General features: G+C 42.6%; 16 protein-coding genes and 2 rRNA genes. 6 read left to right on the top strand and 12 right to left on the bottom strand.

The window, feature by feature from the left end; translation table 11 throughout:
• The first annotated feature begins 46 nt into the window (after nucleotides 1–46).
• Together DRF63_RS10080 and rrf are read left to right on the top strand one after the other, a co-directional pair.
• Nucleotides 47–2,948 (top strand): 23S ribosomal RNA (locus tag DRF63_RS10080).
• A 159-nt stretch (nucleotides 2,949–3,107) separates the two neighbouring features.
• A 5S ribosomal RNA gene (rrf, locus tag DRF63_RS10085) occupies nucleotides 3,108–3,223 on the top strand.
• A 551-nt stretch (nucleotides 3,224–3,774) separates the two neighbouring features.
• On the opposite strand, the gene cysI is transcribed toward rrf, so the two are convergent.
• From cysI to cysG, 6 genes are all read right to left on the bottom strand, one after another.
• Nucleotides 3,775–5,541: an assimilatory sulfite reductase (NADPH) hemoprotein subunit gene (gene cysI / locus DRF63_RS10090; RefSeq protein ID WP_005599474.1), complete on the bottom strand. Its 1,767-nt coding sequence runs from the start codon at nucleotides 5,539–5,541 to the stop codon at nucleotides 3,775–3,777.
• Nucleotides 5,542–5,568: 27 nt separating this feature from the next.
• A complete protein-coding gene (locus DRF63_RS10095; RefSeq protein WP_005599476.1) occupies nucleotides 5,569–7,380 on the bottom strand; it encodes an assimilatory sulfite reductase (NADPH) flavoprotein subunit in 1,812 nt (603 codons plus the stop codon).
• Between the two features lie 300 nt (nucleotides 7,381–7,680).
• Nucleotides 7,681–8,973 (bottom strand): sulfate adenylyltransferase subunit 1, encoded by a 1,293-nt coding sequence (locus tag DRF63_RS10100; RefSeq protein WP_005599477.1) that lies wholly within the window; start codon nucleotides 8,971–8,973, stop codon nucleotides 7,681–7,683.
• Between the two features lie 80 nt (nucleotides 8,974–9,053).
• A complete protein-coding gene (gene cysD / locus DRF63_RS10105) occupies nucleotides 9,054–9,980 on the bottom strand; it encodes a sulfate adenylyltransferase subunit CysD (RefSeq protein WP_005599479.1) in 927 nt (308 codons plus the stop codon).
• A gap of 14 nt (nucleotides 9,981–9,994) precedes the next feature.
• Nucleotides 9,995–10,729 carry a phosphoadenylyl-sulfate reductase gene (locus tag DRF63_RS10110; RefSeq protein ID WP_005599481.1) on the bottom strand — a complete coding sequence of 245 codons (735 nt, stop codon included), beginning with the start codon at nucleotides 10,727–10,729 and terminating at the stop codon, nucleotides 9,995–9,997.
• 13 nt (nucleotides 10,730–10,742) lie between these two features.
• Nucleotides 10,743–12,203, bottom strand: coding sequence for a siroheme synthase CysG (gene cysG / locus DRF63_RS10115; RefSeq protein ID WP_005599483.1), 1,461 nt, complete (start codon nucleotides 12,201–12,203; stop codon nucleotides 10,743–10,745).
• 274 nt (nucleotides 12,204–12,477) lie between these two features.
• On the opposite strand from cysG, the gene DRF63_RS10120 reads away from it, so the two are divergent.
• Genes DRF63_RS10120 through DRF63_RS10135 form a run of 4 tightly spaced genes read left to right on the top strand, consistent with a single transcriptional unit; the run spans nucleotide 12,478 to nucleotide 16,222 of the window.
• Nucleotides 12,478–13,482: a sulfate ABC transporter substrate-binding protein gene (locus tag DRF63_RS10120; protein ID WP_005599485.1), complete on the top strand. Its 1,005-nt coding sequence runs from the start codon at nucleotides 12,478–12,480 to the stop codon at nucleotides 13,480–13,482.
• An 18-nt stretch (nucleotides 13,483–13,500) separates the two neighbouring features.
• Entirely contained in the window at nucleotides 13,501–14,313 is an 813-nt protein-coding gene (gene cysT / locus DRF63_RS10125) for a sulfate ABC transporter permease subunit CysT (RefSeq protein ID WP_005599487.1), read from the top strand.
• A 12-nt stretch (nucleotides 14,314–14,325) separates the two neighbouring features.
• Nucleotides 14,326–15,141: a sulfate ABC transporter permease subunit CysW gene (gene cysW / locus DRF63_RS10130; protein WP_005599488.1), complete on the top strand. Its 816-nt coding sequence runs from the start codon at nucleotides 14,326–14,328 to the stop codon at nucleotides 15,139–15,141.
• Between the two features lie 10 nt (nucleotides 15,142–15,151).
• The gene (locus DRF63_RS10135) at nucleotides 15,152–16,222 is read left to right on the top strand and encodes a sulfate/molybdate ABC transporter ATP-binding protein (protein ID WP_005599489.1); all 1,071 of its coding nucleotides are present in this window, start codon (nucleotides 15,152–15,154) and stop codon (nucleotides 16,220–16,222) included.
• Nucleotides 16,223–16,321: 99 nt separating this feature from the next.
• On the opposite strand, the gene DRF63_RS10140 is transcribed toward DRF63_RS10135, so the two are convergent.
• The 6 genes from DRF63_RS10140 to ilvC form a co-directional block, all read right to left on the bottom strand.
• Entirely contained in the window at nucleotides 16,322–17,245 is a 924-nt protein-coding gene (locus tag DRF63_RS10140) for an IS256 family transposase, variant Zn-binding type (RefSeq protein WP_420000839.1), read from the bottom strand.
• A 163-nt stretch (nucleotides 17,246–17,408) separates the two neighbouring features.
• Nucleotides 17,409–18,554: an FMN-dependent L-lactate dehydrogenase LldD gene (gene lldD, locus DRF63_RS10145; protein ID WP_005599497.1), complete on the bottom strand. Its 1,146-nt coding sequence runs from the start codon at nucleotides 18,552–18,554 to the stop codon at nucleotides 17,409–17,411.
• A gap of 183 nt (nucleotides 18,555–18,737) precedes the next feature.
• On the bottom strand, nucleotides 18,738–19,502 hold the full coding sequence (locus DRF63_RS10150; RefSeq protein WP_005599499.1) for a biotin--[acetyl-CoA-carboxylase] ligase: 765 nt from the start codon (nucleotides 19,500–19,502) through the stop codon (nucleotides 18,738–18,740).
• Between the two features lie 8 nt (nucleotides 19,503–19,510).
• Complete coding sequence (gene murB / locus DRF63_RS10155) at nucleotides 19,511–20,545, bottom strand: UDP-N-acetylmuramate dehydrogenase (protein ID WP_005599502.1); 1,035 nt, start codon at nucleotides 20,543–20,545, stop codon at nucleotides 19,511–19,513.
• Between the two features lie 149 nt (nucleotides 20,546–20,694).
• The gene (gene ompA, locus DRF63_RS10160; RefSeq protein ID WP_005599504.1) at nucleotides 20,695–21,789 is read right to left on the bottom strand and encodes a porin OmpA; all 1,095 of its coding nucleotides are present in this window, start codon (nucleotides 21,787–21,789) and stop codon (nucleotides 20,695–20,697) included.
• Nucleotides 21,790–22,177: 388 nt separating this feature from the next.
• Nucleotides 22,178–23,659 (bottom strand): ketol-acid reductoisomerase, encoded by a 1,482-nt coding sequence (ilvC, locus tag DRF63_RS10165; protein WP_005599506.1) that lies wholly within the window; start codon nucleotides 23,657–23,659, stop codon nucleotides 22,178–22,180.
• Nucleotides 23,660–23,872: the final 213 nt, after the last annotated feature.

Here is a 23,872-nt window from a genome sequence, read left to right on the forward strand (position 1 = left end):
CGTTCAAATAAAATTTGAAAATATTTGAAAACATTTGAGGTTGTATAGTTAAGTGACTAAGCGTACACGGTGGATGCCTTGGCAATCAGAGGCGAAGAAGGACGTGCTAATCTGCGAAAAGCTTGGATGAGTTGATAAGAAGCGTTTAATCCAAGATATCCGAATGGGGAAACCCAGTAGATGAAGAATCTACTATTATTAAGTGAATACATAGCTTAATAAGGCAAACCGGGAGAACTGAAACATCTAAGTACCCCGAGGAAAAGAAATCAACCGAGATTCTGTAAGTAGCGGCGAGCGAAAGCGGAAGAGCCTGTTAGTGATAATGGTTTTGTTAGGAGAATGAGCTGGGAAGCTCAATCGTAGAGGGTGATAATCCCGTATCCGAAAACATTATTATGGTACTAAGCTAACGACAAGTAGGGCGGGACACGAGAAATCCTGTTTGAAGATGGGGGGACCATCCTCCAAGGCTAAATACTCCTGATTGACCGATAGTGAACCAGTACTGTGAAGGAAAGGCGAAAAGAACCCCAGTGAGGGGAGTGAAATAGAACCTGAAACCGTGTACGTACAAGCAGTGGGAGCAAGAGAAATCTTGTGACTGCGTACCTTTTGTATAATGGGTCAGCGACTTATATTTTGTAGCGAGGTTAACTGAATAAGGGAGCCGAAGGGAAACCGAGTCTTAACTGGGCGATTGAGTTGCAAGGTATAGACCCGAAACCCGGTGATCTAGCCATGGGCAGGTTGAAGATTGGGTAACACTAATTGGAGGACCGAACCGACTAATGTTGAAAAATTAGCGGATGACTTGTGGCTGGGGGTGAAAGGCCAATCAAACCGGGAGATAGCTGGTTCTCCCCGAAATCTATTTAGGTAGAGCCTTGAGCGGACACCTTCGGGGGTAGAGCACTGTTTCGGCTAGGGGTCCATCCCGGATTACCAACCCGATGCAAACTGCGAATACCGAAGAGTGATACTCAGGAGACACACGGCGGGTGCTAACGTCCGTCGTGGAGAGGGAAACAACCCAGACCGCCAGCTAAGGTCCCAAAGTACTAGTTAAGTGGGAAACGAAGTGGGAAGGCTTAGACAGCTAGGATGTTGGCTTAGAAGCAGCCATCATTTAAAGAAAGCGTAATAGCTCACTAGTCGAGTCGGCCTGCGCGGAAGATGTAACGGGGCTAAAACTAGTCACCGAAGCTGCGGCATCAATGGAAACATTGTTGGGTAGGGGAGCGTTCTGTAAGCGGACGAAGGTGAATCGAGAGGTTTGCTGGACGTATCAGAAGTGCGAATGCTGACATAAGTAACGATAAAACGAGTGAAAAACTCGTTCGCCGGAAGACCAAGGGTTCCTGTCCAACGTTAATCGGGGCAGGGTGAGTCGGCCCCTAAGGCGAGGCTGAAAAGCGTAGTCGATGGGAAACGGGTTAATATTCCCGTACTTGGTATAACTGCGATGTGGGGACGGAGAAGGTTAGGTTATCGCACTGTTGGATGTGCGTTTAAGCCGGTAGGTGGGTGTTTTAGGCAAATCCGGAACACCATTCAACACCGAGAAGTGATGACGAGGTTCTACGGAACTGAAGTAACCGATACCACGCTTCCAGGAAAAGCCACTAAGCTTCAGGTTATACTAAACCGTACTATAAACCGACACAGGTGGTCAGGTAGAGAATACTCAGGCGCTTGAGAGAACTCGGGTGAAGGAACTAGGCAAAATAGCACCGTAACTTCGGGAGAAGGTGCGCCGGCGTAGATTGTAGTGATTTACTCACGAAGGTTGAACCGGTCGAAGATACCAGCTGGCTGCAACTGTTTATTAAAAACACAGCACTCTGCAAACACGAAAGTGGACGTATAGGGTGTGATGCCTGCCCGGTGCTGGAAGGTTAATTGATGGTGTTATCGAAAGAGAAGCTCCTGATCGAAGCCCCAGTAAACGGCGGCCGTAACTATAACGGTCCTAAGGTAGCGAAATTCCTTGTCGGGTAAGTTCCGACCTGCACGAATGGCATAATGATGGCCAGGCTGTCTCCACCCGAGACTCAGTGAAATTGAAATCGCCGTGAAGATGCGGTGTACCCGCGGCTAGACGGAAAGACCCCGTGAACCTTTACTATAGCTTGACACTGAACATTGAATTTTGATGTGTAGGATAGGTGGGAGCCTTTGAAGATGACACGCCAGTGTTGTTGGAGGCGTCCTTGAAATACCACCCTTTAACGTTTGATGTTCTAACGAAGATTGCGGAACGCGGTCTCGGACAGTGTCTGGTGGGTAGTTTGACTGGGGCGGTCTCCTCCCAAAGCGTAACGGAGGAGCACGAAGGTTTGCTAATCACGGTCGGACATCGTGAGGTTAGTGCAATGGTATAAGCAAGCTTAACTGCGAGACGGACAAGTCGAGCAGGTGCGAAAGCAGGTCATAGTGATCCGGTGGTTCTGAATGGAAGGGCCATCGCTCAACGGATAAAAGGTACTCCGGGGATAACAGGCTGATACCGCCCAAGAGTTCATATCGACGGCGGTGTTTGGCACCTCGATGTCGGCTCATCACATCCTGGGGCTGAAGTAGGTCCCAAGGGTATGGCTGTTCGCCATTTAAAGTGGTACGCGAGCTGGGTTTAGAACGTCGTGAGACAGTTCGGTCCCTATCTGCCGTGGGCGTTGGAGAATTGAGAGGGGCTGCTCCTAGTACGAGAGGACCGGAGTGGACGCATCACTGGTGTACCAGTTGTCTCGCCAGAGGCACTGCTGGGTAGCTACATGCGGAAGAGATAAGTGCTGAAAGCATCTAAGCACGAAACTTGCCTTAAGATGAGTTCTCCCAGTCTATAAGACTGTAAGGGTTGTTGGAGACTACGACGTAGATAGGTGTGGTGTGTAAGCGTAGTGATACGTTGAGCTAACACATACTAATTGCCCGAGAGGCTTAACTATACAACGCTCAAGTGTTTTTGGGCGTGAAGCGAAGTTAAATGCTAACAAGAACTAAAGAAGACAAAAAACGAAAAAATCAGTGACGGCTTGTTTCGAATTTAAGAAGAAAAGAACAAAGGGAAAGACAGATAAAGAAGACGAAAGACATCAACAGAATATTCTGGCGACCAGAGTGCTGTGGCTCTACCTGACTCCATTCCGAACTCAGAAGTAAAACGCAGTAACGCCGATGGTAGTGTGGGGTTTCCCCATGTGAGAGTAGGGCATCGCCAGATTGAATTTAGCGCGAAAGCGAAAACGAAGCAAGAAACCCTGTGGTTAGCGATAACTACGGGGTTTTTGCTTTTGAGTGCTTACTATCTATTTGCCAATAGGGCTTTTACTTTTACTATCTTCGAGTTTCCTTCTGGTGTTTTTTCTTTTCCTCTTCCTCTTCCTCTTCCTAAATGTCCTTATATATTTTCTACTGAAAGCAGATGATATGAAGTTTGCAAAAAATTGAATAAATTTGACCGTTTGTTCGGAAAAGACGATTTATTATGTCCTACGAACTGATACATATTGTATTGTCGGACGATTGCAAATCTGCGGAACAAGTGACTACCTTTGCTAAGTCAGTTTGTTTCTATGATAAAAATGCATAAGAATTGTGATTCTAGACTTGGGGTTGCCGGCTGTGGAAATCAATTGGATATTGAACAATACTATTGGTTCTTCCATCGTTTAAAATGAGCTGAATTAATTCGATATCGTACGGCATAAAAAAAGCGGTCAATCTGCCCTACTTTACAGATTAACCGCAAGGTGGTGTGTTATACCACGAGGTTTAGATTATAGTTGTTGGAATAATTTTCGTTGCATCCCAGAAATCAATATGAGCATTGACAACCGGGGCAATGATATTAGAGCGAATCACAAAATCGCCGAAAGCTTCGTTGGTTTGACGTTCCGTTGCCCAGCGTGCAACTAATTGGTCAATTTCATTGACGATTTCCTGTAAGGTAATATTTTCTTTATATAAGCGAGGAATACGCAAACCGGCACGATCGCCGCCGATATGTAGGTTATAGCGTCCAATCGCTTTACCGACTAAGCCGATTTCCGCTAACATTGCCCGTCCGCAACCATTTGGACAGCCCGTGATACGGGTAATAATGCTTTCGTCTGCAACATTGTGCTTACTCAAGACTTTATCGAGTTCGCTAATAAAATCCGGTAATACGCGTTCCGCTTCCGCCATTGCTAGTGGACAAGTCGGTAAGGAAACACAAGACATTGCGTTTTCACGCAATTTTGAAATTTCTTGGATTAATCCGTATTGGCGAGCAATCGCCTCAATTTGTGCTTTATCTTGTTCCGCTACATTAGCCACAATCAGATTTTGATTAGCTGTGATACGAAAATCACCTTTATGTACTTTAGCGAGTTCCAGCACGCCTGTCATTAAAGGTTTTTCAGGTTTATCGGTAATACGACCGCTTTCAATGAATAAGGTTAAGTGCCAGTTATTATCGATACCTTTAACCCAGCCGATACGATCGCCTCGTTCAGTGAATTCATACGGACGTGTCGGTTCGAATTTAATATTCATACAACGTTCCACTTCCGCTCTAAAGCCGTCAAGTGTCATATTTTGTATGGTATAGCGCACACGTGCATTTTTGCGGTCGGAACGGTTACCGAAATCTCGTTGGGTTTTTACCACACCTTCTGCTGCGGCAAGCGTATGTTCCAATGGTACAAAGCCGAGTGAATAGGCTACATTCGGGTAGGTTTTGGTATTACCGTGTTCAAAGGATAACCCACCACCAACTAATACGTTAAAGCCGCATAATTGCCCGTTATCATCTTGAATCGCAATAAAGTTTAAATCGTTGGCATACACATCTACATCGTTAAGCGGCGGAATAGCAACCGCGGTTTTAAATTTACGAGGCAGGAAGGTTTTACCGAGAATCGGTTCATCTTCGATTTTAAGTAAATCGTCCGAGCTTTCGATCTTTTTACCATCAACCCAAACATCTAAATAGCCACGAGAACGAGGTAATAAATGTTCAGAGATTTTTTTGGCAAACTCGTAGGCTTGTTGGTGTAATTCGCTTTCAATCGGGTTTGAAGTACAAAGTACGTTACGATTCATATCGGCAGCGGTTGCAATTGAATCCAAACCGATGCTATGTAACAAACGGTGCATCGGCTGTAATTTACCTTTTGGTACGCCATGATATTGGAACGTTTGACGATTGGTTAAGCGAATCGACTGATAACGGGTATGTTCACGGGCAAATTTATCAATCTCAATCCATTGATAAGGTTTGATAATACCACCGGGCAAACGGCAACGAAGTAACATAAATTTTAACGGCTCGAGTTTTTCTTCTAAACGCTCGGCACGAATATCACGGTCGTCTTGTTCATACATACCGTGAAAGCGAATCAGTTGGAAATTATCACCTTTGAAACCGCCGGTTAAGCCGTCTTTTAAATCCTCTAAAATCGTACCACGTAAGAAATTACTGTCGGTTTTTAAACGCTCATTGTCAGATAACGGTTTTTCTTGCCACTCTAAGCCTTTGATTTTTTTATCACTCATTTTCTCACTCCTAAATTCTACTCATTTTTAATAAACATCACGTTGATAACGTTTTTCTTCACGTAAGTTATCTAAGTATTCTTCCGCTTCATCCGCATTCAGACTGCCTTGTTGGGCAATCACATCTAATAACGCTTGATTAACGTCTTTCGCCATACGACTTGCATCGCCGCACACATAGAGATAAGCACCTTGTTGTAGCCATTGCCATAGTGTTTCTGCTTCTTCACGGATTTTGTCTTGTACATAAATTTTTTGCTCCTGATCTCGTGACCATGCAAAGCTGTATTTATGTAGGAAGCCGTCTTTAGCAAATTGTTGCCATTCGGTTTGATATAGGAAATCGGAGGCGAAATGTTGATTACCAAAAATCAGCCAGTTTTTGCCTTCCGCTTCATCAGCAGCACGTTGTTGTACAAAAGATCTAAACGGTGCAATGCCGGTACCGGAGCCAATCATAATGATCGGTTTAGAGGAATCTTGCGGTAATTTGAAGTTGTCATTGTGTTCAACAAAGATCCGTACTTGCCCGTCCTCTTCAACACGATCGGCTAAATAGCTGGATGCAGCGCCGGCACGTGCTTTGCCGTTATAGTCGTAACGGACAACGCCGACACTGAGATGTACTTCTTCACCGACTTCCGACTGTGCGGAGGCGATCGAATATAAACGAGGGGTTAGTGGGCGCAGTAAGGCAAGCAACTGATCTGCCGATAGATCTGCCGGATAGCTATTGATAACATCAACAAGCGGTGTATTTTGCACAAAATTTTGCAATTGCTCGCTGTCTGCTACAATCGCATTGAGTTCTGCATGATTAGCGAGCGCTGCATAATTCTTGACGAAGGCCGCTGTGTTTTGCGTTAATTCAAATTGCGTTTGTAAAGCAGTAGATAACGGTAGCGTTTGATCTTGCAGAGTCACTTGTTCTTCTGCGGATAAGCCGAGGGCGGTTAGGATTTCATTGGCTAACGCCGGGTCATTTTCAAAGTAAACACCCAGAACATCGCCGGATTGGTAACTTAACCCGGAACCGCTTAAATCAAATTCTAAATGACGTACATCTTTTTCCGCATCTTTTGCGGTGATACGTTGGTTGGTAATAAGCGTTGCCGGAAACGGATTCGCTTTATTGTATTTGGATTGATTGGTTACTACGGGAGTTTGGGACGCATTTGGCGTTAAATTAGCTGCTACACCTTCGTTATTTTTGGCTTTAATGATCTCGACAATCTCATTGATCCACTGATCAGCAGTTGCTTGGAAGTCTAAATCGGCATCTACACGATCGAATAAGCGTGTTGCACCTAAGTCATAAAAACGCTGATCAAAGTCTTTGCCGGCTTGGCAGAAGTTCGGATAAGAAGAATCGCCTAAACCTAATACGGCAAATTGTAAGCGGTCTAATTTCGGCGCTTTTTTACCATTGAGTAGCTTTAACAACACTACGCCTTCTTCCGGTGCTTCGCCTTCGCCCTGCGTTGAGGTAACTAATAAGACGAGCTGCTCATCGGCAATATTTTTTGCCTTATAGTCTTTTAATGAAGTGCGAGTCACATTTATCCCTTCAGCGGTTAAGCTTTCGGCAAGTTTATCGGCAACGGATTTCGCATTACCGGTTTGTGAAGCGGAAAGTACCGTTACTTTAAGCGGTTCTGATGCCACCAAAGCGGTCAAATTTGACGAATCTTTTGCAAAATTTTCACCAATACTATTTGTGCTTTGTGCTTTTGCCCACGCATAGCCGGACAGCCATGCCAGTTGCAAATGATCTAAATTTGCCAAAACTTGTACGGTTTCAGCGGATAAAGGTAATTCGCCTGTAGTCTTAAGGCTCATATAAAATCCCCCACATTTAAAAATACTTCAATAGCGTATTTATAGAGCGATTTTATTATTCTTAAAAATACTAACAGGGCATAGTTTAGAGCAGAATGGAATATAGAATTTAAAATATCGGATTAGATCAAAGTGTATGGGCGAATGAGTGGCTAGGAAACGGAAAGAACGATATTTTTATACGTTTTTGGAATATCAGGAATGATTTTGCTATTTGTTTATAAACATAAAGTGCATAAAAAAGCGGTCTAAATTTGCAAAAAATTAACAAATTTTGACCGCTTGTTCTTAAGGTGAATCTTATTCGGTAGCAAGAATCATACCTGCCGCTACCGTGTGATAGGTCGCCTCGTCAATTAAAATAAAAGAACCTGTCGCAAGATTTTGTGCATAAGTGGTCGCGGTAATCGGCTTTTGTAAGCTAAGTTGTAACTCACCAATATCATTTAATTTTAAGCTGTCCGCTTCCGCCGAATTACTCAAGGTTTTTACATCAAGCACGTGATCAACTGCGGTCACTTTGGCAAATACGGTTTGTGTGGTGTGCTTCAGTAAATATTTACGTGCCAGATTTAACGCACGTTGGTCAAACCAACATACCGTAGCAGTTAAGCGTTTGGTGGCGGTAATCAGAGAATGTTGTGCCACAAATGTATCGCCGCGCGAAATATCAATATCATCTGCTAAACGAATCGTGACCTGCTCACCGGCAACCGCTTTTTGTACGATACCGTTAGGGCTAATAATTTCCGATACGGTCGAGGTGTAGCCGTTCGGTTCAATGCGAATCGTATCGCCTACGCTAACCGACCCGGCTTCGATTCTGCCTTGATAACCTCGGAAATCGTCCGCTTTGTCTTGATCTAAACGACTGACTAGCTGTACCGGGAAATGAAAATCTTCTGCTCGTTCCGATAAATTCTCATTGCTTGGTAAGTTTTCTAAAATAGTGAGTAACGGCTCTCCCGCATACCAAGGCGTGCGTTCGCTTTTATGCACGATATTATCGCCTTGCAAAGCGGAAACCGGCACAAATTGCACCTGTTGAATACCAAGCTGATCGGCTAACTTGCAGTAAGCGGTCGTAATTGCTTCAAATTTTGCAACATCAAAATCCAGCAAATCCATTTTGTTTACCGCCACTAAAATATAGGGCGTATTTAAATGTTTTAAGATTGCCGAATGACGTTTGGTTTGCGGTAACAGTTCTACTTCCGTCTGTGAAAAATCTAATTGTGAAGCATCAATTAATACTACGGCGGCATTGGCGGTGGAAGCACCGGTCACCATATTACGGGTATATTGTTCATGTCCCGGTGTGTCGGCAATAATAAATTTGCGTTTTGCGGTGGAGAAATAGCGGTACGCCACGTCAATGGTGATGCCTTGCTCACGTTCCGCTTCTAAACCGTCCGTTAGAATCGAAAAATCAATCACCTCACCGGTATTTTTAGATTTATTCAAACTTAATAACTGATCGCTCAATAACGCTTTGCTGTCATAAAGTAAACGCCCGATTAACGTACTTTTACCGTCATCTACGCTACCGGCGGTGATGAAACGAAGTGGTGAATATTGGTTTAAATTGCTCATATTATTGTCCTTTTATTCCTAGCTCGGCAAAGCCGTACTAGGTTACATATGGTGTTGCCCCACTGGGGCAAATTGAGTATTTAGAAGTAACCTTGTTTTTTACGTTGTTCCATTGCCGCTTCGCTGGCTCGGTCGTCCATTCGGGTAGCGGAGCGTTCTGAAATTTCGGCTACTGCGGTTTCTTTGATAATATCCGCCGGAGTTGCAGCGGTGCTGGCAACCGGACAAGTGCAACTAATATCGCCCACGGTACGGAAACGTACTGAAACAATTTTGCTTTCTTCATGCGCTTGTTTTGGCGTTAGTGGAGTAACCGGCACGAGTAAGCCGTTACGTTCCACTACCTCACGTGGGTGAGCATAATAAATCGGTGGTAACTCCAATTTTTCACGTTCGATATATTGCCAAATATCGAGTTCCGTCCAGTTTGAAATCGGGAATACACGCATATTTTCGCCTTTATGTAATTTGGCGTTATAGAGCGACCATAATTCCGGACGTTGTGCTTTTGGATCCCACTGACCGAATTCATCACGGAACGAGAAAATTCGTTCTTTGGCACGAGCTTTTTCTTCATCTCGTCTTGCGCCGCCCATTAAGGCATCAAAGCCGTTGGCTTCAATCGTTTCTAATAAAGTGACCGCTTGTGCCGCATTACGAGAATCGGTTTCCTTGCGTAGCACCACCGTACCTTTAGCGATTGAATCTTCAACGTGGCCAACGACCAATTTCGCATTTAATTTTTTCACTTGTTCGTCACGGAACTGAATCACTTCAGGATAATTATGTCCCGTATCGATATGCACTAATGGGAAGGGTAAAACGAGTTCTCTACCTTCCAACTGAAAGGCTTTACGAGCTAAAGCAAGTAATACGACTGAGTCTTTACCACCGGAAAACAGTAATGCCGGATTGCTACATTCCGCCACCACTTCACGAATGATGTAAATTGATTCCGCCTCAAGCCAATCTAAATGTCCGTTTTCAATATTATTTTGTGTTGTCATATTTTCAGATCCTTTTATTTATGTAATCCACACTCTTTGCTGTCTTTGTTTTCCCACCACCAACGACCGGCTCGGATATCTTCTCCGGCTTTTACCGGACGGGTGCAAGGCTCGCAACCGATACTTGGGAAACCTTGTTTATACAGCTCGTTGTAAGGAATTTGATGTTTTAAGATATACGCCCAAACCTCTAATTCGGACCAATCAAAAATCGGATTATATTTATCAATACCCCTGCCACTATCTTGTTCATGCACAGCAAGTTCGGTGCGAGTGACCGACTGTTCTCGGCGTTGCCCGGTTAGCCACGCATCCGCATCTTGTAAGGCTCGATTAAGCGGTTCGATTTTGCGGATAAAACAACAATCACGACGTAATTCCACGCTTTCATAAAAAGCGAATTTACCTTTTTGCTGATCATATTCCGCCGCTTTTTGTGTATCGGGATAATAAAGTTGGAAATTTAAATTCGGGTAATTCGCTTTCACCTTATCAACCAACGCTAAAGTTTCCGGATTTAAACGCCCGGTTTCTAAGGTAAACACGGTAATGTTTGCTTGGTTTTTGGCGATCACATCGGTAATCAGCATATCTTCCACCGCCAAGCTACTGGCGAATTTTGCATTACGGTGCTGCTGGCTAATCTGTTGAATACGTTGGTATAAAGCGGTCTCTTTTTGACTAAGATTTGCAAAATCCGCTTCGCTCGGAGTCGGGATTTGCCATAAATTCGGTCTTAAAAAACGCATTGTCTTGCTCCCGTTATGCCGCCTGCTTCCAGTGCGTTTCTTTATTTTGTAATGTTGGTTTTTGCCAAAGTGTTTCTTGAGTCGAAACAAATTGCACCGCTTCTTTGCCGAACCAAGCCAAATCTTTTTGTAATTTCACCACTTCGCCAATCACAATCAATGCCGGTGTCGGGGCTTTTTCAGCAAGTTCCGCTAATTCACTCAGCACACCGGTTTGCACCTGTTGATTTGGCAATGTGCCGTTACTAATGATTGCTACCGGTGTATCGGACGGTTTGCCGTGTTTTTGTAACTCGGCGGACAGCTCAGCGGCTTTAATCGTCCCCATATAAACCACCAGCGTTTGATTGCCTTGGGCAAGCGTTTCCCATTTAAGTCGGTTTCCGTCCGTCTTCAAATGACCGGTAATAAACATTGCCGTTTGTGCATGATCACGATGTGTGAGCGGAATTCCTGCATAAGCGGTTGCTCCTAGTGCGGCAGTAATACCCGGTACAACGCTAAACGGAATATTTTCTGCTTTAAGCACTTCTAATTCTTCGCCGCCACGCCCGAATACAAACGGATCGCCGCCTTTCAAACGCACTACTCGTTTACCTTGTTTGGCATATTTCACCAGTAGCTGATTGGTATCTTCCTGTTTGACGCTGTGTTTACCGGCACGTTTACCGACAAATACTTTATCCGCATCACGGCGAACCAATTCTAAAATTGCCTCGGAAACCAATGCGTCATATAACACCACATCCGCCTGTTGAATCGTTTGTAAGCCTTTTAAGGTAAGTAATCCGGCATCGCCCGGTCCAGCTCCAACTAACGAAACTTCGCCTAAAACCGGATTATTGTGGTGTAATTCGGCTTCTACTAACGCTTCCGCTTGTTCGATTTGATGATTTTCAGTCAGACGCTGAAAACTTTGATGGGTAAATAATTTTTCCCAGAAACGGCGACGTTGGGTTAATTGTGGGAATTGGGTTTTGACTGCACTACGCCAACGGGTCGCAATCTCTGCCATTGCGCCCAAATTATGTGGAATCAAGGCTTCTAATTTTTCGCGTAATAAACGAATTAAGACCGGTGCGGCTCCACCGCTGGAAATCGCAATTTGTACCGGAGAACGGTCGATAATCGAAGGGAAAATATAACTACAGCGAGGTTGGTCATCTACTACGTTCACTAAGCGTTGTTGGCTTTCCGCCGTATCAAATACCTGTTGATTTAAGGCATTGTCATCAGTGGCGGCGATCACTAAATAGCTAGAGGTAACTTGACTCGCTTCAAATGCTTTGGCAAGCCATTCGACTTTACCCTCATTCACTAATATTTGTAGCGAGGAATGAAGTTTTTCCGCTACCACTTTAACCAATGCATCGGCTTTTAATAACGCATAGATTTTACGTACGGCAACGTGTCCGCCTCCAACGACTAATACCGGTCGATTTTTTAAATCTACAAAAATAGGTAAGTAATTCATTTTTTCTCCCTTCGCTTAATACAAGCTGTCATTCGTTGTATTAAGTTATAAGAGAAATTTTTTATTCTGAAAAATAATAACAAAATATAGATTATAGTATTTTGGAATAAATATGATGTTTAAAGGCTTTATCCGCAATGGTTTGATATAAAACAAGCAATTTGTGATGTTCTACCCTATTTTTATTCCATAAAGCTATATCAATAAAGTTTCAGTTCTTTGCTAAAGCCGATTATGCAGTTAGATTTTTTAGCCGATATGAGGATTTAGCACGATGATTGTAAAAAAAATCTTTTTTTTGACCGCTTGTTTAATACTTTCCGTTCAAGCTCAGGCTATTGAGTTGTTAAATGTTTCTTACGACCCGACCCGAGAGTTATATAAGGAATATAACCGCTTGTTTGCGGAATATTGGCAGCAACAAAGCGGCGAGCAAATTACGGTGAAAACTTCACACGGCGGCTCAGGCAAACAAGCTCGTGCGGTGATTGACGGCTTGCAAGCGGATGTCGTTACCTTAGCGTTAGCCGGTGATATTGATGCGTTAAATAAACATCAAGATCTGATCGATCCGAATTGGCGGCAACGTTTGAGCGAATGCAGTTTGCCGTATCGCTCGACCATTGTGTTTTTAGTGCGTAAAGGGAATCCGAAACGGATCTATGACTGGCAAGATTTAGTGCGAGATCCGAGCATTGAAGTGATTACACCGAACCCAAAAACCTCCGGCGGTGCAAGATGGAATTTTCTGGCGGCTTGGGCGTATGCTCAAGATCGTTTCGGTAGGGAACAGCAAGCATTGGAATTTGTGACTCGCCTTTATCAACAAGTGCCGGTATTAGATACCGGTGCAAGAGGTGCAACGATGAGCTTTATCCAACGGGGATTGGGCGATGTTTTACTTGCTTGGGAAAACGAGGCTTATTTAGCACTACAAGAAGAAGGTGGCGATCAATTTGAAATCATCACACCTAAAGTCTCGATTGTTGCCGAACCGCCGGTTGCTGTGGTGGATAAAGTGGTGGATAAAAAAGGCACTCGTAAACACGCGGAGGCTTATCTGAACTATTTGTATAGTGAGGCAGCACAACGCCTGATTGCTAAGCATTATTACCGTCCTGCAAGCGGTCAAATTTTAGCGGAATTTCGCCAACAATTTCCCGAGCTAAGATTACTTAAAATGCACGACATCTTTGGCGGTGGCTGGGAATTGATTCAACCGAAATTTTTTGATGACGGTGCGATTTTCGATCAAATCTTAGAAAAAATTTACCAATAAATAGGCTAAGGAAATGTTATGCAACAAACTCGAATTATTCCCGGTTTTAACCTTTCGTTAGGTTATACCCTCACATTTTTAAGCCTTGTAGTACTGATTCCGTTAGCCGGTCTATTTATCTTTTCCGCCCAAATTTCTGCCGAACAATTTATTAAATTGATTACCAGCCGGCAGTTATTATTAGCGTTGGGGTTATCTTTTAAAAGCGCATTCAGTGCCGCATTAGTGAATAGTTTTATCGGTTTATTACTTGCTTGGGTGTTAGCTCGCTATCAGTTTAGGGGAAAACGTTTGATGGATACCTTTATTGATATGCCGTTTGCCTTGCCAACTGCGGTAGCTGGCATTGCACTGACGGCGATTTACGCTCGCAACGGTATTATCGGGCAATTTTTTGAAACCAAAATCGCCTACAGCTCATTAGGTATTACTTTAGCATTATTGTTTGTCACGTTGCCCTTTGTCGTTCGCACCTTACAACCGGTGCTGGAAGATTTACCGAAAGATGTGGAAGAAGCGGCGGAAATTTTAGGCGCTAACCCGTTTCAGACCTTTCGCTATGTGATTTTTCCGGCAATTTTACCGGCTTGGATTACCGGTTTTACCCTCGCTTTTGCTCGAGGCATCGGCGAATACGGTTCAGTTGTGTTTATTTCCGGTAATTTACCGTTTAGAACCGAAATTCTACCGCTAGTGATTATGTCTAAGCTCGATCAATACGATTATGTCGGCGCGGCAACTATTGGTGCATTAATGCTGATCATCTCATTCGTACTGATTTTTGTGATCAACCTTATTCAGCGTTACTTCGCTAAGCGGACAGCAAAATAGAAGGGAAGGAATATGCAAAGTTTACTCAAAAAACGACCGCTTGTTGAAAGGCTATTAATCGGCTTAGCGATTCTGCTATTTGTGATTTTGCTACTTTTACCGTTATTGGTGGTAATTTCACAAGGGTTGGCAAAAGGCTTGAATTTTTTCCTTGCCTCAATCGGCGAGGAAGATACGCTTGCTGCGCTAAAACTTACCTTGTTAGCCGCCGCTATTGCCGTACCGCTGAATATCATTTTCGGCATTGCCGCAGCTTGGGCTGTGACTAAATATCAATTTAAAGGCAGACAGCTTTTGCTTACCTTAATTGATTTACCTTTTTCGATTTCACCGGTGGTAGCAGGACTGATTTACGTGTTGTTATTCGGCGCACAGAGTTGGCTTTATCCGCACTTACAAGCGGTCGATTTTCAAATCGTTTATGCTATTCCGGGCATTATTTTAACCACCCTATTTGTTTCCGTGCCTTTTGTCGCACGAGAACTGATTCCGATTATGGAAGTACAAGGCACAATGGAAGAAGAAGCGGCGGCGGTATTGGGCGCAAACGGCTGGCAAACTTTCTACCACGTCACTTTACCGAATATCAAATGGGCGTTATTACACGGCGTGGTACTCTGTACCGCTCGTGCGTTAGGCGAATTCGGGGCGGTTTCGGTAGTATCGGGACATATACGGGGATTAACTAACACCTTACCGCTGCAAATCGAAATTTTATACAACGAATACAACATTGTAGCGGCGTTTTCGGTTGCGATTTTATTACTCGGTTTATCTTTAATTTTATTATTTATTCGTCAGTGGACAGAGGCGAAATTAGCACGATAGTGGGGCAATTATGGCAATTAGCGTTAAACAAATTAATAAGCGCTTTGGACAATTCCAAGCACTAAACAATATTGATTTTAGTATTCAAAATGGTGAACTGACCGCCTTACTCGGGCCGTCCGGTTGCGGAAAAACCACGTTGTTACGTATTATTGCCGGACTGGAAACTGCAACAAGCGGTCAAATTTTATTTGATGATTGCGATGTGACTCAGTTATCGGCGAAAGAACGGGATATCGGCTTTGTATTTCAACATTATGCCCTGTTTCGCCATATGACGATTGCCGACAATATTGCTTTCGGCTTACGAATGAAGCCAAAACAAGAACGTTTATCCGAAGCGGAAATTCAAACGAAAGTTAAAAATCTCTTGGCATTAATTCAGCTGGAACATATTGGTGGACGCTATCCTGATCAGCTTTCCGGCGGTCAACGCCAGCGAGTTGCCTTGGCGAGAGCGATCGCAACCGAACCGAAAGTATTGTTGTTAGACGAGCCGTTCGGCGCTTTAGATGCGAAAGTGCGTAAAGATTTGCGCCGTTGGTTGCGTGATTTTCATCATGAAATTAACCTCACCAGTATTTTTGTGACTCACGATCAAGATGAAGCGCTTGAGGTGGCGGATAAAATCATTCTGATGAATAAAGGACAAATCGAGCAAATCGGCACGCCGGAACAGGTTTATAAACAGCCGAGAAGTGCATTTGTGGCAAATTTTCTGGGCGATGTAAATATTTTACACGGTTATATTTTAGACGGCGTGTTACATATTGATACGTTTAAAAAACCAATCGAACAATGTTATGCTACTGATGATGTAGTGGTTTATGTACGTCCACATGAAATGGCAATAACTAAAAATAAAATTGAAAATACGTTAAAAGGCGTGATCTCCCGAGTACACACCGCCGGCCCTACGGTATTTTTAGAGGTGTTACATAAAAATCACGAGCCGATAGAAATATCCGTCAGCTATGCTCAATTCGGACAAGAACAATTTTGCATAGGCGATGAAGTTTATTTTCAACCGTTATTATTAAATTTCTTTGTACAAAATGAATTGATTGAATTTATGATCTAGGTTGTATGAAGGTTGGCATAGTAGACAAAAAGGTTGGTATTTTGTCGAACTATGCCTCTATTGGACAAAAGGGTTGGTAATGATTATGTTTAGAAATTTTTACCGACTCTTTTTATTTAAAAAGTCCTGTATAAACAATATCTTATGCTTTCTCGTTAATCCGCTATGTGGGCGTAATTTGTCTTTTAATTCTTTAAATAATCCTTCTATTCGATTTGTCGTCTTTTCAATATTTAACTCAGGATACTTTTCATACGTAAAAATATAATCCATATAACGTTTTATACTTGTATAAGCACTTCTCACATTACGATGTTTATAAGGATATTTTCCTTTTTCATTCGGTTTATCTGACCGTTCCTCTAAAAAGGCTTTATGTTTTATTTTCCAGTGATGTATTTTTAAATAAAATTCATTTTTTGAACTGGCTTTTAACGTCTTTATTATCGTTTTTAATTCTCTTCCTGCGTGCGATTGATGCTTTTTTCTTAATGCTCTCATCACGATTGCTACTAAATGAAATTGGCACATTTGCGTGGGCGTATTCATTAAATCTTTCAATAAGCCACGCCTGCCATCACAGGTAATTGATTGAATAATATAGCCTTTTTCTCTTAAATGATTGATGGCTTTCTTGTAATAAATATCTTTTTCCGTTTTCACAATTTGGTGATAAACCACTTTGGTTGAAAGGCTATCAATAAAAACCATCACGCCAAAATCACGATGAAAGAAAGTAGTATCAATAATTAAGTTTAAATATTTATTTTGAGGGGCTTTTAAGAAGGCTTTAGGAGCCTTTTCTAAATATCGTTGAATCGTTCTTACTGAACACTGATATTTATTAGCGAGTTGTTGATATGTTTGTTTTCCAACAGAATAATCCAACCAAATTTGGGTCGAATTTAATTTAGATGTTAAGGTAAATATTTTATTGCAAGCTGAACATTTATAACGTTGAAGCTTATTTTTAAAGCCATACTTTTGTGTTTTGGAAGATTGACAAAAAGGGCAAGTTTTTATTCATATTTCAAAAAGGTAGGTTAAAGCCTTGTACTATAAGGCTTTAACCCACTTTTTACCAACCTTTTTGTCTACTATGCCTGAAGGTTAGATATAGAGATAAGCGGTTAATTTTGCCTAAAAGTTTGCAAATTTAACCGCTTTCTTATATTGAGAAATGATATTACAGCTTGCTTAAATCAACCAGTGCATCACGGGTGATGTCGCTGATTTTTTGGTTGCTGGTAAGGGTCATTGCAACGTGCATTTCTTTCTTGAAAATATCTAACATATTTTCCACGCCGGCTTTGCCCGCTGCGCCGAGAGCGTACACAAACGCACGTCCGAGCATAGTAGCGTCCGCGCCTAATGCGAGCATACGTACAATATCTAAGCCGTTACGAATGCCCGAGTCGGCAAGAATTTTAATATCGCCTTTTACCGCATCGGCAATCGAAGGTAAAGCTCTTGCGCTGGATAATGCACCGTCTAGTTGGCGACCGCCGTGATTTGAAACCACAATACCGTCTGCGCCGAAACGTACCGCATCTTTCGCATCTTCAGGATCTAAAATGCCCTTGATTACCATCGGACCGTCCCAGAAATCACGAATCCATTCCAAATCTTTCCACGAAATTGACGGGTCGAAGTTTTCGCCTAACCACACCACGTAATCATCTAAACCCACCGCTTTACCGGTATAAGCCGAAACGTTACCAAGCGTATGCGGTTTACCTTTAATACCGACATCCCACGCCCAGAACGGGTGAGTTACCGCTTGTAATGCACGGCGAATTTCTTTGTAATCACCGCTCATACCCGAATGGCGATCACGATAACGTGCGCCCGGTGTCGGCATATCCACGGTAAACACTAAGGTTGAACAACCTGCCGCTTTGGCACGTTCTAACACGTGTTTCATAAAACCGCGGTCTTTTAGCACATAAAGCTGGAACCACATCGGGCGTTTAATTGCAGCGGTCACTTCTTCAATCGGGCAAATTGATACCGTGGAAAGCGTGAACGGAATGCCTTTATTTTCCGCCGCCTGCGCCGCCTGCACTTCGCCACGGCGAGCATACATACCGCAAGCGCCCACCGGTGCTAATACCGCCGGCATCGCCAGTTTTTCCCCGAATAATTCGATTTCGGTATCAAGCTGTGACATATCTTTTAATACGCGCTGACGTAATGCCAGATCGGCAAGATCAGTTACGTTACGTTCTAACGTGCGTTCAGAGAATGATCCGCCGTCCGCATAATGAAACATAAACGGGGGAACGCGGCGACGCGCCGCTTCACGATAGTCATTGGCTGATGAAATAATCATAGATACTTCCTTATACTGTTTTAATTAAAATAGAAATAATTAGCATTTAGATTTTAAATCAAAATTGTTAATAAGGATATAATTAGATGTAAATTTTTTGTGAAAGTGTGGCGCAGATCACAGAAATGAAAAAGCTCTCTTTATTTTTTGCAAATAAGAGAGCTGGATAAGACCTATAAAACGTTATTCCGCTCTTAAAGACATCTCGCCGATTCCGAACGGTGTTATCACGCCGTTTTGCTCGAGCAGTAATTCGCCCTGTTGGCTTATACCACGCGAGATACCGTGAATTTCGTTACCTTCCGTCACCAGTTTTACCGGCTGATCACGAAAAATATCAAACGTTTGCCAACGCTCTGCATAATGTTCAAAGCCGACAAGCGGGTAAATTTTGAGATTTTTTTGCAATTCATACGCGAGACGACAAACCAACGCATTGCGATCAAATTGATAGTCGGATAAATCGGACCACGCTTGGGTCACGATCTTTTCATCCACTTTGGTCATGCCCAAATTTAAACCGATGCCGATCACTAAATGGATTCCGCTGCGATCCGCTTTGGTTTCAATCAAAATCCCACCCATTTTTTTGCCGCAATAATAAATATCGTTCGGCCATTTGATTTGGATATTTTCCACCTGTTGCGCTTGCAAACTTTCGGCAATAATCAACGAAATTACCAAGCTCAGCGAAGAAATATGCGCAGCGTCTTCAGTCGGGTAATGCCATAAAATCGAAAAATAGACATTTTCACTTTGCGGAGAATACCAAGTGCGCCCACGCCTGCCCCTGCCGGCGGTTTGTTGCTCCGCTAAACATACCGAACCTTGTGGCAAGGTTTGATAGTGTTTAAGCAAATATTCGTTAGTCGAATCAATTTCATCAAACACCAACGTTTGCCCGCACAATAACGCCGTTTGGATCTGAGATTGGTTTAATTTGCTCATAACTTTGGTTATCTCGTGACTTCTTCGCTATTCACTTCGCCGTTTTTGCCCATAAAACGCACTTCCGGATGCAGCTCAACTCCGAATTTTTCACGTACACGGCGGCGTACTTCTTTCGCTAATGCCACTACATCTGAACCAGCTGCCGCTTGCTTATTAATCAGTACCAACGCTTGTTTTTCATGTACCGCCGCACCGCCTAATTGAAAGCCTTTCAATTCGCATTGGTCAATCAACCAACCCGCGGCCAATTTTACTGCGCCGTCTGCTTGCGGATAGTTTGGAATATTCGGGTAAGCGGTCTGAATTTGCACGAATTTTGCAGCATCAATCACTGGGTTCTTGAAGAAACTACCGGCATTACCAAACTCGTCCGGATTCGGTAATTTTGCCGAACGTACCGCACACACTTCGTCAAACACTTGTTGAGGCGTCACGCTTTGCGGATCAAATTGAGTTAATGAGCCGTAATTTAATACCGGCTGCCATACTTTTGCCAATTTGATGCCGACCGAGAGAATCGCAAATTCATCTTTGTACTGGTGTTTAAACACACTTTCACGATAACCGAATTGGCACTCTTGTTTGGTTAAACGGAAAATGTCGCCGGTGCGTAAATTCAGCACTTCGACAAAATCACACACACGTTCAAATTCCACCCCGTAAGCACCGATATTTTGAATCGGCGCAGAACCGGCAACCCCTGGAATGAGCGCGAGATTCTCAAGACCTGCAATATTGTTTGCCAAGGTCCATTTCACCAGTTCATGCCAATTTTCACCGCCTTGCACATGCAAATAATGGAATTGTTCATCTTCGTGATGTTCGATACCTTTTAATTTATTGATGAATACGCAACCGTCAAAATCATCTAAGAAAATCACATTTGAGCCTTGTCCTAAAATCAGTACCGGCTGATGATTGTTTACGGCGGTTTGCCATTCGTTAAGTAATTGTTCGACACTGCTGAATTCAACGATTTTGCTTGCATTTGCCGCTAAATGAAAGGTATGGAAAGGGGTTAAGCTGTATTTCATTTTCATCTATAAGTGAATAAAAGTTATGAAGAGTTTATCATAAACACAAATATAAACACAGGAAGAGTAGCACTAATTAAAATGGAACAAAAAAATAACCCTCTTGCTTAAATAAGCAAGAGGGTTACTAATTTAACTTTAGAAAATTAACTAAATTACATAGTTACTTCTTTAGTACCTTGAACTTGAACTTCAACACGACGATCCGGTGCTAAGCAAGCGATTAATGCTTTACGACCTTTAACTTTGTCACATGTTGCGCCGGTTACAGGGTTTGCTTCACCGTAACCTACTGCAGTTACGTTAGCTGCCGGAGCACCTTTAGAAACGATGTAGTTAGCTACTGTTTCCGCACGACGTTGTGAAAGTTTTAAGTTTGAAGCTTCTTTACCGATACGGTCCGTGTAACCGTTTACTTGGATCGCAGCATTTGATAAACCTGCGTTATTGATTTCGGTTTGCATTGCATCTAATGCTGTTGCCGCAGCCGGTTTTAAGTTTGATTTACCGAATGCGAATAATACGTCAGAGCTGAATGCGAAGTTTTTAGTTTCAACTGCCGGAGCTGCAACCGGTGCCGCACCTTGACCGAAACGGTAGCTTAAACCTGCAGATACGGAACTGATATCCGAACGGTAGTCAGTTGCACCCATACGATTTAAAGTAGAGTAGCTTGCTTTACCTGCGTTGTTTAACCATTGGTATTCAACACGTGCCGCTAATTCAGGAAGAATTGCGTACTCAACACCCGCACCTAAAATTAAAGAACTTTGGAAACGACGAGTTTTCACTTTCTCTTGTGCTGCATTGAATGTTTTATATGTATTGTTTACTAATGCGATACCTACTTTACCGTAAACGTCTAAGTCAGGTAATACTTCGTAGCTAGGTTTTAATGCGATTGTCGCACCGTGTGCAGCGTGACGGAAAGTTTTCTTGTCCGCTTTACCGTTTGGTTTTTCAGAACCGCGCACACGACCGAAATAGTCATAACCTAATTCAGCCGCTAAACCTAATTTGTCTTGGTTTAAAATTTGGTAACCGCCGAATACGCCGTAAGTTACTGAATTACGGTTGATACCGTATTTTGTACCGCGATCTGTGTTTTTAGCTGAATCTAATTGTTCGATACCATCATGGAATGACGCCCAACCTGCTTTCGCACCTGCGTAGAAAGTATTTTGTTGTGGCGCTGCTTGAGCTACCGCTGCAGCCGATAATACTGTTAAAGCAACTAATGATTTTTTCATTTTGATGATCCTCTAAATTTATCGTCATCTATTAAAGACAAATCCCTAACCTAAAAGGGATAATGAATAAAGCCGTAAATTATTTTATGTGTATCTCAAAATAATTAAGCTTTTATTACAGTTGTATTCTACCAAATAAAAATTGAAAAATACAACTAAACCTATAATTTAGATCATTTTTTATGCGTAATTCACTCAAAAAATAGATTTTTTTATCCGTTTTTTAATGATCTACAATTAATTTTTTACTTACCGATAGAGATATATTTGCTTAAAACAACTTATAATTTATAAGCTATTATGCATATCACTTACCATTGATAGCGGTAAGCGGCTTGAATAACAAAAAGCCCACTTCTTGCGAAGTAGGCTTTTGATTAATTTTTAATTAACCTTGTGATGAAATACGCTTCATATCCGTCATATAACCACGTAACTCTTGACCGATTAATTCAACCGGATGGTTACGGATTGCATCGTTGATATCACGTAAGTAAACGTTGTCGATTTCAGCAGCCGGTGTCGGTTCGCCTAAGTCGCCTTTTTGTAACATCGGGATTAATTTTTCTGCAAGAATCGGCGTTGCAACATGAGAGAATAAGTAGTTACCGTATTCCGCCGTATCTGAAATTACCACGTTCATTTCATATAAACGTTTACGAGCGATGGTATTTGCGATTAACGGTAATTCGTGTAATGACTCATAGTATGCCGATTCTTCGTAGATACCGCTTGCAACCATTGCATCGAATGCCATTTCTACACCCGCTTTCACCATTGCAACCATAACTACGCCGTTATCAAAGTATTCTTGTTCGGAAATTTTGATGCCGTCTGCTTTCGGTGAATTTTCGAATGCGGTTTTACCGGTTTCTTCACGCCATTTGAATAAGTTCACGTCACCGTTTGCCCAGTCAGCCATCATGGTTGATGAGAATTCACCGCTGATGATGTCGTCCATATGTTTTAAGTAAAGGTCGTTTAATTGAATTTTGATTTCTTCACTTAATTCAAAAGCACGGATTTTCGCAGCGTTTGATAAACGGTCCATCATTAAGGTGATACCGCCTTGTTTTAACGCTTCGGTAATCGTTTCCCAACCGTATTGGATTAATTTGCTTGCGTATGCCGGATCTTTTCCGTCTGCCACTAATTTGTCGTAACATACGATTGAACCTGCTTGTAACATACCGCAAAGGATTGTTTGCTCGCCCATTAAGTCGGATTTAACTTCCGCTACGAATGAAGATTCCAATACGCCTGCACGGTCACCACCGGTTGCTGATGCCCACGCTTTTGCGATTGCCATACCTTCACCTTTCGGGTCATTTTCAGGGTGAACTGCGATAAGTGTCGGTACACCGAAACCACGTTTATATTCTTCACGTACTTCCGTACCCGGACATTTTGGCGCTGTCATCACAACAGTAATATCTTTACGAATTTGCTCACCTTCTTCAACAATGTTGAAACCGTGCGAGTAACCGAATGCAGAACCTTGTTTCATTAACGGAACAACATCTGCAACCACTTTTGAGTGTTGTTTATCCGGCGTTAAGTTGATAACTAAGTCAGCGGTTGGAATTAATTCTTGGTATGTGCCGACTTTGAAACCGTTTTCGGTTGCACGAGTAAATGACGCACGTTTTTCAGCAATGGCTTCCGCACGTAACGCATAGCTAATGTCTAAACCGGAATCACGCATATTTAAACCTTGGTTTAAACCTTGCGCACCACAACCTACGATAACGATTTTCTTGCCTTTTAAGAAATTGCAGCCGTCTGCAAACTCGTTACGATCCATAAAACGGCAACGACCGAGTTGGTCTAATTTTTGACGTAAGTTTAATGTGTTGAAATAGTTAGCCATTTTGTGCTTCCTTATTTATATGTATGATGTTGAGTGTGTTGTTTTATGATGTTGTGTTTACACATTGTTATGTTGTTATGCAATCGATTATACGCCGTTTTCATGTTGCGTAAATTGATATTATCGGGATTTAATATTGCATTATTTGCAATATGGGGTGCTAATTTTTGACAAAAAATGACCGCTTGTAAGATGAATGTTAGAATATCGCCG

This window comes from Actinobacillus pleuropneumoniae, from assembly GCF_003290385.1.
GTDB lineage: Bacteria > Pseudomonadota > Gammaproteobacteria > Enterobacterales > Pasteurellaceae > Actinobacillus > Actinobacillus lignieresii.

What these genes read in the sequence shown, in the direction of transcription:
- cysW (WP_005599488.1), top strand. Translation starts at nt 14,326, where the DNA reads ATGCAAAGTTTACTCAAAAAACGACCGCTTGTTGAAAGGCTATTAATC.
- ompA (WP_005599504.1), bottom strand. Translation starts at nt 21,789, where the DNA reads ATGAAAAAATCATTAGTTGCTTTAACAGTATTATCGGCTGCAGCGGTA.
- cysT (WP_005599487.1), top strand. Translation starts at nt 13,501, where the DNA reads ATGCAACAAACTCGAATTATTCCCGGTTTTAACCTTTCGTTAGGTTAT.
- lldD (WP_005599497.1), bottom strand. Translation starts at nt 18,554, where the DNA reads ATGATTATTTCATCAGCCAATGACTATCGTGAAGCGGCGCGTCGCCGC.
- cysG (WP_005599483.1), bottom strand. Translation starts at nt 12,203, where the DNA reads ATGAATTACTTACCTATTTTTGTAGATTTAAAAAATCGACCGGTATTA.
- murB (WP_005599502.1), bottom strand. Translation starts at nt 20,545, where the DNA reads ATGAAAATGAAATACAGCTTAACCCCTTTCCATACCTTTCATTTAGCG.
- DRF63_RS10135 (WP_005599489.1), top strand. Translation starts at nt 15,152, where the DNA reads ATGGCAATTAGCGTTAAACAAATTAATAAGCGCTTTGGACAATTCCAA.
- ilvC (WP_005599506.1), bottom strand. Translation starts at nt 23,659, where the DNA reads ATGGCTAACTATTTCAACACATTAAACTTACGTCAAAAATTAGACCAA.
- DRF63_RS10150 (WP_005599499.1), bottom strand. Translation starts at nt 19,502, where the DNA reads ATGAGCAAATTAAACCAATCTCAGATCCAAACGGCGTTATTGTGCGGG.
- cysD (WP_005599479.1), bottom strand. Translation starts at nt 9,980, where the DNA reads ATGACAACACAAAATAATATTGAAAACGGACATTTAGATTGGCTTGAG.
- DRF63_RS10120 (WP_005599485.1), top strand. Translation starts at nt 12,478, where the DNA reads ATGATTGTAAAAAAAATCTTTTTTTTGACCGCTTGTTTAATACTTTCC.
- DRF63_RS10110 (WP_005599481.1), bottom strand. Translation starts at nt 10,729, where the DNA reads ATGCGTTTTTTAAGACCGAATTTATGGCAAATCCCGACTCCGAGCGAA.
- cysI (WP_005599474.1), bottom strand. Translation starts at nt 5,541, where the DNA reads ATGAGTGATAAAAAAATCAAAGGCTTAGAGTGGCAAGAAAAACCGTTA.
- DRF63_RS10095 (WP_005599476.1), bottom strand. Translation starts at nt 7,380, where the DNA reads ATGAGCCTTAAGACTACAGGCGAATTACCTTTATCCGCTGAAACCGTA.
- DRF63_RS10100 (WP_005599477.1), bottom strand. Translation starts at nt 8,973, where the DNA reads ATGAGCAATTTAAACCAATATTCACCACTTCGTTTCATCACCGCCGGT.